General features: G+C 66.9%; 12 protein-coding genes. 9 read left to right on the top strand and 3 right to left on the bottom strand.

Annotated elements, in window-relative coordinates; genetic code table 11:
• Positions 1-16: 16 nt before the first annotated feature.
• Positions 17-850: a 3-methyl-2-oxobutanoate hydroxymethyltransferase gene (gene panB / locus AC5Y4N_RS19800; RefSeq protein WP_499912119.1), complete on the bottom strand. Its 834-nt coding sequence runs from the start codon at positions 848-850 to the stop codon at positions 17-19.
• Between the two features lie 154 nt (positions 851-1,004).
• Between panB and AC5Y4N_RS19795 the strand changes: the two genes are divergently transcribed.
• The 6 genes from AC5Y4N_RS19795 to AC5Y4N_RS19770 all read left to right on the top strand — a co-directional run bounded on the left by AC5Y4N_RS19795 (position 1,005) and on the right by AC5Y4N_RS19770 (position 11,463).
• Entirely contained in the window at positions 1,005-2,396 is a 1,392-nt protein-coding gene (locus AC5Y4N_RS19795; protein WP_499912122.1) for a WS/DGAT/MGAT family O-acyltransferase, read from the top strand.
• Positions 2,397-2,443: 47 nt separating this feature from the next.
• Entirely contained in the window at positions 2,444-3,985 is a 1,542-nt protein-coding gene (locus tag AC5Y4N_RS19790) for an alpha/beta hydrolase (protein ID WP_499912124.1), read from the top strand.
• Positions 3,986-3,989: 4 nt separating this feature from the next.
• Complete coding sequence (locus tag AC5Y4N_RS19785) at positions 3,990-5,498, top strand: alpha/beta hydrolase (RefSeq protein ID WP_499912127.1); 1,509 nt, start codon at positions 3,990-3,992, stop codon at positions 5,496-5,498.
• Positions 5,499-5,575: 77 nt separating this feature from the next.
• Entirely contained in the window at positions 5,576-7,102 is a 1,527-nt protein-coding gene (locus AC5Y4N_RS19780; RefSeq protein ID WP_499912130.1) for an alpha/beta hydrolase, read from the top strand.
• 45 nt (positions 7,103-7,147) lie between these two features.
• Positions 7,148-8,485 (top strand): glutamine synthetase family protein, encoded by a 1,338-nt coding sequence (locus AC5Y4N_RS19775; protein ID WP_499912132.1) that lies wholly within the window; start codon positions 7,148-7,150, stop codon positions 8,483-8,485.
• Positions 8,486-8,562: 77 nt separating this feature from the next.
• Complete coding sequence (locus tag AC5Y4N_RS19770; protein WP_499912153.1) at positions 8,563-11,463, top strand: bifunctional [glutamine synthetase] adenylyltransferase/[glutamine synthetase]-adenylyl-L-tyrosine phosphorylase; 2,901 nt, start codon at positions 8,563-8,565, stop codon at positions 11,461-11,463.
• On the opposite strand, the gene AC5Y4N_RS19765 is transcribed toward AC5Y4N_RS19770, so the two are convergent.
• Together AC5Y4N_RS19765 and dtd are read right to left on the bottom strand one after the other, a co-directional pair.
• Positions 11,460-11,960 (bottom strand): DoxX family protein, encoded by a 501-nt coding sequence (locus tag AC5Y4N_RS19765; RefSeq protein ID WP_499912154.1) that lies wholly within the window; start codon positions 11,958-11,960, stop codon positions 11,460-11,462. The genes AC5Y4N_RS19770 and AC5Y4N_RS19765 overlap by 4 nt on opposite strands.
• A 10-nt stretch (positions 11,961-11,970) precedes the next feature.
• Positions 11,971-12,405: a D-aminoacyl-tRNA deacylase gene (gene dtd / locus AC5Y4N_RS19760; protein WP_499911555.1), complete on the bottom strand. Its 435-nt coding sequence runs from the start codon at positions 12,403-12,405 to the stop codon at positions 11,971-11,973.
• Positions 12,406-12,478: 73 nt separating this feature from the next.
• On the opposite strand from dtd, the gene AC5Y4N_RS19755 reads away from it, so the two are divergent.
• The 3 genes from AC5Y4N_RS19755 (at position 12,479) to AC5Y4N_RS19745 (ending at position 14,265) form a co-directional block, all read left to right on the top strand.
• Positions 12,479-12,895 (top strand): cupredoxin domain-containing protein, encoded by a 417-nt coding sequence (locus AC5Y4N_RS19755; RefSeq protein ID WP_499911557.1) that lies wholly within the window; start codon positions 12,479-12,481, stop codon positions 12,893-12,895.
• A 325-nt stretch (positions 12,896-13,220) separates the two neighbouring features.
• Positions 13,221-13,394 (top strand): hypothetical protein, encoded by a 174-nt coding sequence (locus tag AC5Y4N_RS19750; RefSeq protein ID WP_499911559.1) that lies wholly within the window; start codon positions 13,221-13,223, stop codon positions 13,392-13,394.
• Between the two features lie 349 nt (positions 13,395-13,743).
• On the top strand, positions 13,744-14,265 hold the full coding sequence (locus AC5Y4N_RS19745) for a hypothetical protein (protein WP_499911562.1): 522 nt from the start codon (positions 13,744-13,746) through the stop codon (positions 14,263-14,265).
• Positions 14,266-14,267: the final 2 nt, after the last annotated feature.

Raw genomic sequence — 14,267 nt, 5'->3', positions numbered from 1 at the left:
CACACCAAGGTGAACGCTAGAAGCTGTGCTCCTCGGCCGGAAACACCCCGGCTGCCACCTCGTCGGCGTATTGCCTTGCCGCGCGCGACAATTCGGCACCGACCTCGGCGAAGCGCTTCACGAACCGGGCTGTCTTGCCGGATGTCATCCCGGCCATGTCCTGCCAGACCAGCACCTGCGCATCGCAGTTGGGGCCCGCGCCGATCCCGATCGTCGGAATGGTGAGCTTGCCGGTGATCTGGGTGGCCAGCTCGGCGGGCACCATCTCCATCACCACCGAGAACGCACCGGCCTCGGCAACGGCGATCGCGTCGGCGATGGTTTGTTCGGCGGCATCGCCCCGACCCTGCACCCGGAAACCACCAAGCGTGTTCACGCTCTGCGGGGTGAAGCCGATGTGCGCCATCACCGGAATGCCGGCCGCGGTCAGGCAGGCGATCTGTTCGGCCACCCGCTCGCCGCCTTCCAGCTTGACCGCATGCGCGCCGGCTTCCTTCATGAAGCGGGTAGCGCTGGCCAACGCCTGCTGCGGGCCGGCCTCATAGCTGCCGAACGGCATGTCGGCGACCACCAACGCGTGCGGTGCCCCGCGGACCACACCGCGCACCAGTGGGATCAGCTCGTCGAGAGAAATAGGCACAGTGGTGTCGTAGCCGTACACCACATTGGCGGCCGAGTCGCCGACCAGTAGCACCGGAATGCCGGCTTCGTCGAAGATGCTCGCGGTGGAGTAGTCGTAGGCCGTGAGCATCGCCCACTTGTGGCCTTCGGCCTTCATTTTCTGCAGGTGATGAACGCGGGTTTTGACGCGGGGCGTGGCGGCACCGTAGACCGTCTGCTCAACAGACATCGTTGTCCTTAAACATCGTCGGATCGATCCTCGTGGCCCGCCATGGGGTCCCCGGGTTCGCTGACCAGTACAGTCTGCCACTCGGCAGATTGCCGCTGCACACCACCTCAAGTGGGCTTCCTCACATGTCGGTTGCGGTCCTACCATCGGCCACATGCAAAGGCTCAGCGGACTCGACGCCAGCTTCCTTTACCTCGAGACGGCGCAGCAGCCACTGCATGTCTGCTCGATCCTGGAATTGGATACCTCGACAATCCCGGACGGCTACCGTTTCGAGCGTTTCAAGGACGAATTCGGTACGCGCATAAGGGGATTGCCGACGTTCCGGGAGAAGGTCGTCGACAGCCCGCTCAACCTCGACCACCCCGTGTGGGCAGAAGACGACGACTTCGACCTCGAACGGCACGTTCACCGCATCGGCTTGCCCAGCCCAGGAGGCCGCAAGGAACTCGCAGACTTCTGCGGCCACATCGCGTCGGTGCCCCTGGACCGCAGCCGTCCGCTGTGGGAGGCGTGGGTGATCGAGGGACTCGACGGAACCGATCCCACGCGAGGCGGTCGGCTCGCGGTGATGACGAAGGTGCACCACGCCGCCGTCGACGGCGTCAGCGGGGCGAATCTGATGTCGGTGCTGTGCGACACCGAGCCCGACGCGTCGCCACCCGATCGGGTGCAGGGGGCCGGCGGCGTCAACCAGCTGGAGCTCGCCGCGTCGGGACTCGTGCGGTTCGCCACTCGGCCGCTTCAGCTGGGAAAGGTCCTTCCGCTGACCGCCGCCAGCGTGGTCGAGACCGTGCGGCGCGGGCTCAGCGGTCAGTCGATGACGGCGCCGTTCAGCGCGCCGAAGACGCCGTGGAATGCGAAGATCACCGGCCACCGCAACGTGGCCTGGGCTCAACTGGACCTCGACGACCTCAAGACAGTCAAAGACCGGTTCGGCGTCAAGCTCAACGACGTGGTGATGGCGCTGTGCGCCGGTGTGCTGCGCAATTTTCTCGCAGGACGTGGTGAGCTGCCGACGGAGCCGTTGGTCGCGACGGTGCCCGTATCAGTGCGTGGAAAGACCCACCGACCAGGCCGCAACCAGGTGTCCGCGATGTTCTCGCGGCTCGAGACGCACATCGAGGACCCGGGGGAGCGGCTGAAGGCGATCGCCGCGGCGAACTCGACCGCCAAGGAACACTCGTCGGCCATCGCTGCCTCACTTCTGCAGGACTGGACCGAGTTCGCCGCGCCGGCGGTGTTCGGCATTGCGATGCGCGTCTACACCAGGAGCCGGCTGACGGACGGCAGACCCGTGCACAACCTGGTGATCTCCAACGTGCCCGGGCCGCAGATGCCGCTGTACTTCGTCGGTGCGGAGATCACCGCGATGTACCCGCTCGGGCCCATCTTCCACGGCTCGGGGCTGAACATCACGGTGATGTCGTTGAACGGCAAGCCCAACGTCGGCCTGCTGTCGTGCCCCGAGTTACTGCCCGACCTGTGGGAACTGGCCGACGGCTTCGATGCCGGCCTAAAGGAATTGCTGGCAGCGAAACCCTGATCGGTGGTGCGGCGCATCTGCGCGCCGTCATGGCAGCATGTGGTGCCATGAGCCGAAATCGCCGCCTTGCCGGTGTCGCTCGTACGGCGACGATGTGGACCGCGGTTGCTGCGGCCGCCGTCCTCGCCGTCAGTTGCAGCCGCCTGGTCGATGGCCACGCCAAGATGGCCCTGCCCAAGGTGGGTGCGCCGATCTCGTGGGACAAGTGCGTATTCACGTCCCCGAACGTCAGCGCGCTGCTGGCCAGCGCGCAGTGCGGCAAGCTCGGTGTGCCGATCGACTACTCCAAGCCTGACGGCGACACGGCGGCGCTTGCGCTGGTGAAGTTTCCGGCCACCGGTAAGAAGATCGGTTCGCTGGTGATCAACCCCGGCGGACCGGGCGAGTCGGGCGTCAACGCCGCCCTGGCGATGATCCACAACCTGCCCCAGCCGCTACGGGAACGGTTCGACCTCGTCGGTTTCGACCCACGGGGTGTCGCGTTCTCCAAACCGGCACTGTGGTGCAACTCCGACGCCGACAACGACCGGATCCGCGCCGACCCGCAAGTCGACTACAGCCCCGCCGGGGTCGCCCACATCGAGCAGACCACCAAGGAATTCGTCCAGCGGTGCGTCGACAAGATGGGCAAGGAGTTCTTGGCCAACGTCGGCACGGTCAACGTCGCCAAAGACCTCGACATGCTGCGCGCCGCTCTGGGCGACCAGAAGCTGACCTATCTCGGCTATTCGTACGGCACCCGCATCGGTTCGACGTACGCAGAGCTGTTTCCCCAGAACGTGCGCGCGATGGTGCTCGACGGCGCGATCGATCCCAACGCCGATCCGATGGAAGCAGACATCCGCCAGGCCGAGGCATTCCAGAAAGCGTTCGACGACTACGCCGCCGATTGCGCGAAGTCGCCCGACTGCCCACTGGGCACCGACCCCGACAAGGCCGTCGAGGTCTACCACAGTCTGGTGGACCCGCTGGTCGAAAAGCCCGCTGACACCGCCGATCCGCGGGGGCTGTCCTATCCCGACGCGATCGTCGGCACCATCCTGCCGCTGTACTCGCCGACGCTGTGGCCGAATCTGACAGCGGCGCTGCAGGAACTGAAGAACGGCAAGGGTGACAAGCTGCTCGCACTGGCCGACCAGTACATGGGACGCGACGAGAACGGCCACTACACCAACTCCACCGACGTACGCCAAGCGGTGAATTGCGTCGACCGGCCACCGGTCACCGACCGCGCCAAGGTGGTCGAGCAGGACCGCCGGATCCGTGAGGTCGCCCCGTTCATGAACTACGGCGAATTCACCGGCCACGCCCCGCTGAGCACCTGCGCGTTCTGGCCCGTCCCGCCGACGAGCCAGCCGCACCAGATCTCGGTGCGGGACCTTCCGCCGACGCTGGTGATTTCGACGACCGGCGACCCCGCCACCCCGTACCAGGCCGGCGTCGACTTGGCCAATCAGCTGCACGGCTCCCTGCTGACGTTCGACGGCACTCAGCACACCGTTGCGCTGGAAGGCAATCCGTGCGTCGACGCAATCGTCACCCGGTATCTGATCGACCTGACGGTTCCGCCGCCCGGGGCGCGGTGCTGACGGGGTGAAGCGGTCGCCTCGGGCGGCGGCTGCACTGACCGTTGTCCTCGCGGTGACGTCGTGCACACACGTCGTCACCGGGCGCCACATGCGGGCGCATCCCGCGCTGGGTGCGCGCATCCAATGGGAGTCGTGCAACTTCCCGTCGTCCGACGACCTTCCGCGCAGCGCCGACTGCGGCGAGTTGGCTGTGCCGATCGACTACGAGCACCCCGAGGACGGCGTCGCCACCCTGGCCCTGATCCGGTTCCGGGCCGCCGGCAACAAGATCGGGTCACTGGTGATGAACCCCGGCGGCCCCGGCGGTTCCGGAGTGCAAGCCGCCACCTGGATGCTGCGCGACGTACCAAGGCCGTTGCGTGAGCGCTTCGACTTCGTCGGCTTCGACCCGCGCGGCGTCGGCGAGTCGCGGCCTGCGGTCTGGTGCAACTCCGACGCCGAAAACGACAGAGAGCGCGCCGATCCGCAGGTCGACTACAGCCCGGCCGGTGTGGCCCGCATCGAAGACGACACCGTAAAGTACGTCCGGCGCTGCCTGGACAAGACCGGCAAGAAGTTCCTGGCTCACGTCGGCACCGCGTCTGCCGCCAAAGATCTTGACGCCCTGCGCGCGGCGCTGGGCGACGACAAGCTCAGCTACATCGGGTTCTCCTACGGCACCGAGTTGGGAACCGCATACGCACAAGCTTTTTCGCAGCACGTGCGGGCGATGGTGCTCGACGGCGCCGTGGATCCGGCGGTGTTGCCCATGGATTCACTGCTGCGTCAGGCCGAGGCGTTTCAGAAGGCGTTCAACGACTTTGCCGCTGACTGCGCGAAATCACCGGACTGCCCGCTGGGCACGGACCCGGCCAAGGCCGTCGACGTCCTGCATTCGTTCGTCGACCCGCTGGTGGAAAAACCCGCGCAGACCAAAGATCCGCGCGGACTCAGTTACTCGGATGCGCTGACGGGTGTGACGTCGGCGCTGTACTCGCAGAGCACGTGGGATCAGCTCATATCCGGTCTGAGCGCGGTGCGCCACGGGGAGCCGGCTGACGACCTGCTCGAGCTCGCCGACGAATACCTCGGGCGCGACCCCAGCGGCCACTACGACAACTCGTCTGATGCGTTCAACGCGATCTCCTGTGTGGACAACCCGTTCCCGACGGACTCGCCGCCGTGGATCTCCTTCGACGAACAGCGCCGGGTGATCTCGCCGTGGGACAGCTACGGCACCTTCACCGGGGACGCGCCAAGGGGAACGTGCGCGTTCTGGCCGGTGCCGCCGACCAGCCGGCCGCACAGCGTGTCCGCGCCCGGCCTGCCGCCGGTTCTCGTCGTGTCCACCACAGGAGATCCGGCGACGCCCTACCAAGACGGAGTGCATTTGGCCCAGCAGCTGCACGCTGGGCTGTTGACGGTCGAAGGCACCCAGCACACGGCCGCGTTCTACGGCGACAACTGTGTCGACGACATCGTCACCAGCTATCTGATCGACCTGACCCTGCCCAAGCCGGACGCTCGATGCTGACCACCCATGCCGGCTAGGTAACGTTTCGCTACCACGATGGGCACTGGCGGGGCAGGGATGACGGGGGGCATGCGACCATGATCGCCATGTTGCGGCGGACACCTTTTTGGTTGACGCCGCTCGCTTTCCTCACGATGTTCGTCACGGTCCTGCCGACGACAATGGCTGCACCGCCTGCGGACAACACGAATCCCGTTGTGCCGCAACCTAACTGGGGCAGCTGCCAGCAGTGGTTGAGCGACACCAGCGGTCTCCCGACCGCGCGCTGCGCGACGGTGTCTGTGCCGGTGGACTACAGCAAGCCGGGCGGGGCCCAAGCGCAGCTCGCGGTGATCAAGGTCCCCGCCCGCGGTCAGCGGCTCGGCGTGCTGATGATCAACCCGGGCGGGCCCGGTCAATCCGCCGTCGACGTCGTCGCCGGAATGGCCGTGTCGTTCGGCGACAACGAGATAACCCAGCACTTCGACCTCGTCGGCTTCGATCCGCGCGGCGTCGGCCACTCCACCCCCGAAGTGCGGTGCCGCACCGATGCCGAATTCGACGCCTACCGCCGGGAGCCGATGGTCGACTACAGCCCGGCCGGCGTCGCGCACATCGAGGACATCTACCGCCAGCTCGCCGCGCAGTGCCTGAACCGGGTGGGTGCGGATTTCCTCGCCAACGTCGGCACCGTCAACGTCGCGCGCGACATGGACGTCGTCCGGCAAGCGCTCGGCGAAGCGCAACTGAACTACCTCGGCTACTCGTACGGCACTCAACTCGGCACCGCCTACGCGCAGGCATTCCCGCAGAACGTGCGTGCGATGGTGCTCGACGGCGCGGTGGATCCCAAGCTCGACGCCGTCGAGAAGAACGTCCGCCAGATGGCCAGCTTCCAGCAGGCGTTCAACGACTTCGCCGCGGAATGCGCGACGATGACGGCGTGCGCGCTCGGCAGCGATCCGAACAAGGCGGTGGACCGCTACCACGCGCTGGTCGACCCGCTGGCCACCAGGCCGGGGCCGACGCTCGACCCGCGCGGCTTGTCCTATCAGGACGCGATCACGGGTACAGCCAACGCGCTCTACACGCCGCGCTACTGGGAGTTCCTGGCCAACGGGCTGGCCGCGCTGGGCCAGGGCACCGCCGCAGAAGAGCTGCTGCTGCTGGCCGACGACTACTGGGGCCGCAACAAGTCCGGTCAGTACAGCAACCTGCAGGACGCGTTCACCGCGGTCCGGTGCGTCGACTACGTGACGCCCACGGATTCGGCGTCCTGGGTGGAGGCCGACAGGCGCATCCGCCAGGTCGCGCCGTTCATGAGCTACGGGCAGTTCACCGGCTACGCCCCGCGCGACGTGTGCGCGTTCTGGCCGGTGCCGCCGACCACCACGCCCGCGCCGGCGACCTCGCCCGGCCCGAACAAGGTCGTCGTCGTCTCCACCACCCATGACCCGGCGACGCCTTATCAGGCCGGTGTCGACCTTGCCCGCCAGCTCGGCGCGTCGCTGATCACGTTCGACGGCACCCAGCACACGGTCGTGTTCAAGGGCGTGCAGTGTGTCGACTCAGCAGTGGTGAACTATCTGGTCGAGTTCACCGCACCCGGGGATCGACACTGCTAGCGCGCGCGTAACACAGAATTAACAGCCGCTGCCTACGCTGCCGTCATGGACCGTCAGAAGGAATTCGTGCTGCGCACGCTGGAAGAACGCGACATCCGCTTCGTGCGGCTGTGGTTCACCGACGTGCTCGGATTCCTCAAGTCCGTGGCGATCGCGCCCGCCGAGTTGGAGGGCGCCTTCGAAGAAGGCATCGGTTTCGACGGCTCGGCGATCGAAGGCTTCGCCCGAGTGTCCGAATCCGATTGCGTGGCCCGCCCAGATCCGTCGACGTTCCAAGTTCTGCCGTGGACCACCAGCAGAGGCGAGCACCACTCGGCGCGGATGTTCTGCGACATCACGATGCCCGACGGTTCGCCCTCATGGGCCGACTCTCGCCATGTGCTGCGCCGGCAACTCGCGAAGGCCAGCGATCTCGGGTTCTCCTGCTACGTGCATCCCGAGATCGAGTTCTTCTTGCTCAAGAGCCTCGACGACGGCGCCCCGCCCGAACCCGCCGACACCGACGGCTACTTCGACCAGGCCGTCCACGAGGCCGCGCCGAACTTCCGCCGCCACGTGATCGAGTCGCTCGAATCCATGGGCATTTCAGTGGAATTCAGCCATCACGAAGGCGCGCCGGGCCAGCAGGAGATCGACCTGCGCTACGCCGACGCGCTGTCAATGGCCGACAACGTGATGACCTTCCGCTACCTGGTCAAGGAAGTCGCGATCAACGAGGGCGTGCGGGCGACGTTCATGCCCAAGCCGTTCGGCGAATATCCCGGCTCGGCCATGCACACGCACATGAGCTTGTTCGAGGGCGAGGTCAACGCGTTCCACAGCCCTGACGACCCTCTGCAACTGTCCGACGTCGCCAAGTCGTTCATCGCCGGCATCCTCGAGCACGCCACCGAGATCAGCGCCGTGACCAACCAGTGGGTGAACTCCTACAAGCGGCTCGTGGTGGGCGGAGAGGCGCCGACGGCGGCGTGCTGGGGCGCGGCCAACCGGTCGGCGCTGGTGCGGGTTCCGATGTACAGCCCCCGCAAGACGTCGTCGCGGCGCATCGAGGTGCGCAGCCCCGACTCGGCGTGCAACCCGTACCTGACTTTCGCCGTGCTGCTGGCCGCCGGTCTGCGCGGAGTGGAGAAGGGCTACGCGCTCGGACCGCAAGCCGAGGACAACGTCTGGAGCCTGACGCCCGAAGAACGCAGCGCGATGGGCTACAAGGAGTTGCCGGGCAGTCTCGGCGTTGCGCTTTCCGAGATGGAGAATTCTGAGCTGGTGGCGGAAGCGTTGGGCGAGCACGTGTTTGACTTCTTCCTGCGCAACAAGCGTGCGGAGTGGGAGAACTACCGCCGCCAAGTGACGCCGTACGAGCTCAAGACCTACTTGTCGCTGTAACGCTCGGTAGGGTCGGGAGCGTGACCAGACCAGCGACCCAGCGGCCGAAGCTGCCCAGTCCCGGTCGGCTTGGTCTGATGGCGGAGCGCGCGCACGACGATCTGGCTCGGCTCGGCTGGACCACCGAGGACCACGTCGAGCTGCTCTGGTCGCTGTCGCGCGCCCCGGACGCCGACGCCGCCCTGCGCACGATGGTGCGGCTGGCCGACGCGCTCGGATCCGAATACGACCAACTCCACCTCGCGCTGCTCAAAGACCGGTCGCTGCGAGGCCGATTGTTCGCGTTGCTGGGCTCGTCGCTGGCCCTGGGCGATCACCTGGTGGCCAACCCACAGGCCTGGCGGCTGCTGTCGGGCAACGTGACACTTCCGTCCGCCGCCGAACTGCGCGACCGGTTCTTGGAGGTGGCGCGCGAAACATTCAGGGAGGAAACGCTTTCCGAGTTGCGCACGTTGTATCGCAACCGGCTCATGGTGCTCGCCGCGCTCGACGTCGCGGCGACGGTGGAGAACGAACCGGTGCTGCCGTTCGCGACCATCGGTGCCCACCTGTCCGACCTCGCCGACGCCGCGCTGGCCGCCGCCCTGGAAGTGGCCACGCTGCGGGTGTGTCAGGACGACGCCCACCGGCCCCGCCTGGCGGTGATCGCGATGGGCAAATGCGGTGCGCGCGAACTGAATTACGTCAGCGACGTCGACGTGATCTTCGTCGGCGAGAAGGCCGACTCAACCGAGACGCGGGTCGCGGGAGAGATGATGCGACTGGCGTCGGAGACGTTCTTCGAAGTGGACGCCGCGCTGCGCCCGGAGGGACGGCACGGCGCGCTGGTCCGCACGCTCGATTCGCATGTCACCTATTACAAGCGGTGGGCCAAGACCTGGGAATTCCAGGCTCTGCTGAAGGCACGCCCGGCGGCGGGTGACGCCGAGCTCGGCGAGCAGTACATGGCCGCACTGATGCCGATGGTCTGGACCGCTTGCGAGCGTGAGGATTTCGTCGCCGAAGTGCAAGCCATGCGGCGGCGCGTCGAGGAACTCGTGCCCGCCGACGTGCGCGACCGCGAACTCAAGCTCGGTACCGGCGGCCTGCGCGACGTCGAGTTCGCGGTGCAGCTGCTGCAACTGGTGCACGGTCGCAACGACGAGAGTTTGCACGTGTCGTCCACGGTCGACGCGCTGGCCGCATTGGGCGCCGGCGGTTACGTCGGCCGCGACGACGCGGCGAATCTGACTGCGTCCTACGAGTTTCTGCGGCTGCTCGAGCATCGGCTTCAACTGCAGCGGCTCAAGCGCACCCACATGTTGCCCCGGTTCGACGACGACGAGGCGATGCGCTGGCTGGCCCGCGCCGCGCACATGCGGCCCGACGGCCGCCACGACGCACTCGGTGTGCTGCGCGAGGAACTCAAGCGGCAGAACATGCGGGTGTCGCGACTGCACGCCAAGCTGTTCTACCAGCCGCTGCTGGAATCCGTCGGCCCGGAACTCTCGCTCGGGTTGAGCGCCGAGGCCGCCGAGCGGCAGATCGCCGCGCTGGGCTATCAGGCACCGCAGAATGCGCTGACGCACCTGGCGGCGTTGACCGGTTCCAGCGGAAGGCGCGGACGCGTGCAGTCCGTGCTGCTGCCCACCCTGCTCGACTGGCTTTCCGACACGCCAGACCCCGACAGCGGCCTGTTGGCGTATCGCAAACTCTCCGAAGCGCTTTCGGATCAGCGGTGGTTCTTGGCGACGCTGCGCGACGAGGGCGCGGTGGCCAAGCGGCTGATGCACGTGCTCGGCACGTCGGCCTATGTGCCGGAGTTGTTGATGCGCGCTCCGGAAGTGATCCAGTCGTACGCCGACGGTCCGGCCGGCCCGAAGCTGCTCGACGTCGAGCCCGATCAGGTGGCCCGCTCGCTGCTCGCGGCGGCGTCCCGGCATGCAGACCCGGTGAAAGCGATTGCGGCAGCGCGTAGTCTGCGCCGGCGCGAGCTGGCCCGGATCGCGTCGGCGGATCTGCTTGGCCTGCTCGACGTGCGGGAAGTCTGCGCGGCGCTGACGTCGGTGTGGGTGGCGGTGCTGCAGTCGGCGCTGGACGCGGTCACCCGCTTCAACACCCCGCAAAGCGGTGAGCCGCCCGCGCGGGTGGCGGTGATCGGCATGGGTAGGCTCGGCGGCCACGAGCTCGGTTACGGCTCCGACGCCGACGTGATGTTCGTCTGCGAACCGGTCGGCGGCGCCCAGGAATCGACGGCGGTGCGGTGGTCCACGACGATCGCTGAACAGGTTCGCGCGCTGCTGGGCACGCCGAGCATCGACCCGCCGCTCGAGGTGGACACCGGGCTGCGACCGGAGGGCCGCAGCGGCCCGCTGGTGCGCACGCTGAATTCCTATGCGGCGTATTACGCGCAGTGGGCGCAGCCGTGGGAGATCCAGGCACTGCTGCGGGCGCATCACGTGGCCGGCGACCACGACCTGGGCCGGCGGTTCCTGGTGATGGCCGACAAGACGCGCTACCCCCCGGATGGTGTTTCACCGCAAGCGGTCCGGGAGATCCGCCGCATCAAGGCCCGGGTGGACGCGGAGCGGCTGCCGCGCGGCGCCGACCCGAACACCCACACCAAACTCGGCCGCGGCGGGCTCGCCGACATCGAGTGGACGGTGCAGCTGCTTCAACTGCGTCACGGGCACAAACTGCCTGAGCTGCACAACACTTCGACGCTGGAGACGCTCGACGCAATCGGCGCGGCCGAGCTGATCCCGTCAAGCGACGTCGACATGCTCCGCGAGGCATGGCTGACTGCGACGCGAGCCCGCAACGCGCTGGTGCTGGTGCGGGGCAAGCCGAGCGACCAGTTACCCGGCCCCGGTCGACTGCTCAACGCGGTGGCTGTTGCGGCGGGATGGCCCACTCCGGACGGCAGTGCATTCTTGGACCACTATCTGCGCGTCACCCGTCGCGCAAAAGCGGTGGTGCGCAAGGTCTTCGGCAGTTAGCGCCGGAACCTGGCGAGCAAGCTCGGTCGCCGCTGGCCGACGGGCGCCGCGGTGCCTGCGACCACGCGCCGGCGGCGCATCGTGTCGACGGCGTACGGGCCCGGGCCGATGAACAGGATGAGAAGGAACGAAAAGCAGAAGAGGATCGCCAACTCGCCGTTATTGCCGCCGATGCGTTGGTCGAAGGGCCAGAACACCTTCGGCCCTTCGTTGAACGGCCAGTGCTGCCAGAAGTAAGCCACCGCCATCGTGCCCGATGCCAGGAAAGCGGCTGGGCGCGTGAACAATCCGACGAGCACCAAGAGCCCGGTGACGAACTCGATGAGACCGGCCCACCAGCCCGGCCAGGTGCCGACGGGCATCTTCATCGAGAGCGGCCACCCGAACAGGATCATCGACCCGTGCAGGGTGAACAGTAAGCCGATGATGATTCTGAAGAGGCTGATGATCTTGGGTGAATGGACGTTGAGCCTGGCATCCAGATTCGGTGACGTCATGGCGCAGAGATTACGCGAGTTCGAGCATGACCGTCACGGGTCCGTCGTTCACGAGTGCGACGTCCATGTGCGCTCCGAACACGCCGGTTTGAACCGTGGCGCCGAGTTCGCGCAGGGCATCGGCGAACGCGTCGACCAACGGTTCCGCCACGGAGCGCGGTGCCGCAGCGTTCCATGACGGCCGGCGGCCCTTCTCGGTGTTGGCATACAGCGTGAACTGGCTGACCACCAATATCGGCGCGTTCACGTCTGCCGCGGATCGCTCGTCGTCGAGGATGCGCAACTGCCAGAGCTTTTCGGCCAACCGCTGCGCTGTCTGTTGCGTATCGCTGTGGGTGACACCGACAAGCGCCAGCAGGCCTTGCCCATCCGGGCGGATCTGTCCGACGACCTCGCCGCCGACCGAGACGCTGGCCGACGCGACCCGCTGTACGAGAACGCGCATGGTGGTACTGAATACCAGACCCGTCACCGCGATCGCCTACGCTACGCAGACACCGCTACCTGGAAGGACCTCGATGACGTCTCGGCTGGCCTCGGTTGTCGCTGTTGCGGTGATTGCGTTCGGAGCCGTCGCTTGTGGCGGTTCGAAACCGGGTTCACCGACGACGACGTCGACGATGTCGCCGACGGCACCGCCGGCGGCAAGCTCTCAACCGTCGAAGCCGGCGGGTTTGGTCGTCGACCTGACCGTTGCCGACGGCGTCGCGAATCCACGCAACGCCTCGTTCGACGCAAAAGCGGGAGAGCCGATCACGTTCCACGTCACCAGTGACGCCGCCGACGAACTGCATGTGCATTCCGTGCCGGACCACGCGTTCGAGGTGGCTGCGGCACCCAACCAGACGTTCACGTTCACTGTCGACGTGCCCGGCCGGGTGGAAGTCGAGCTGCACCACCTCAACGTCGTCGTCGCCACGATCAACGTCCGCTAGTTCGCGCCGCGCGGGCGGGCTACCCGCGCGGAGCTGTCCTCAGCGCGTGCTCGGCGCTGCACGCCGTGGTGGCGCACGTCAGCGCCGGCGGCGAGGCCCCCGGCGGTTCGCCGTCTGTCATGGTGCGGGCGGACCCCGTTCGGAAGCCGCCCAGGTCAGCCGGTTCACCAATGTGGTTGTGCTGCAATAAGACCAGTCGCCTAGCGGCTTGGGGTGTGGTCGACCTCGCCGTCGGCGCGGTGAAAGCGCCGATGTGTCGGGAATCACATCGACGGCGAAAGCGTTGTCGGGGAAAAGAACTCAGCGATGCGAGGAGGGGGTGACCATGACCGAGGCAACCGAGTACTGCAAGAACTGCGGTCACGCGATAGAGGCGCACGCCGACTCACAGGGCAAGTGCCAAGAGATGTCTCATCACCACCGGTGCATCTGCCGCCACTTCCTGAGCTGGTTCGGCAGCACGAAGCGGGCCGAGCCGGCGGCGGCCGCGCAGCGCTGAGCCAGCTCTGAGCGGGGCAGCTGAATCAGTTCAGTGCGGCTGCCACCAGCCCGTCACAGTCCTCGACGGTGACGGTGACCGCCGGATGACGCAGCCGCCCGAACGGATCCAGACACTGAACCGGTGGTCCATGGTCAAACACCCGAACCGGATCAGAAGCTGGCCGAGCGCGGCGGCTCGATACGGCGGGCTGAAGCGGAATTCGAATCGCTGACCGTGCACACGTGGCGGGCGACCCGATGCCGCGGTCGGGAAACTGGTTAGGCACGCCCATGGCCGGGTACGCCGTCGCACGAGGTCGGACCGGATTGCGGTCTTGATGTTATCCACCACCGCGAGGAGCCGTCCGATGAGTCTTGTCAACGCGGCGGTGAACGTCGCCAAGGAGCGTGTACAGCCGCTCGTCGCGAAAGCCGTGCCGACATTGAGCCGCCGCCCCGCATCGCAGGCGGTGACGATTGCGCGCCCGGAGCAGACAGTCAAGGACTTCTTTCATGACCCGGCGAGTCTCTCAGCGGTGCTCGGCGATATTGCCGACGTCGAGTCCACCGGCGATCGTCGATTCCGGTGGACCTTCCGCGCCGGGCCGCTGGCCGGCAGCGGGTGGGATTGCCTCCTGGTCGACGAAGACGGCCGCATGCGTTTCGTCGACGCGGGCGCGCAAGGCACCGGTAACGAGTTGATCCTCGATTTCAGTGCCGCGCCTCACGACCGAGGCACCGAGGTCACCTTGCGGGTGAAAAGCCCTGCGCCCGGGTTCCTTTCGAGCGCTTTGGCCTTCAAGGCCCTCTACCGCGCGCGGGCGCTGCTGCAGACCGGAGAGATTCCTACGCTCAAGCACAACCCAAGCGCACGCCCGTCGGCGCGATAACA

The organism is Mycobacterium sp. NGS19 (assembly GCF_059813155.1).
Note: the sequence above shows the minus strand (reverse complement) of the source record. Positions and strands in the feature narration are given on the sequence as shown.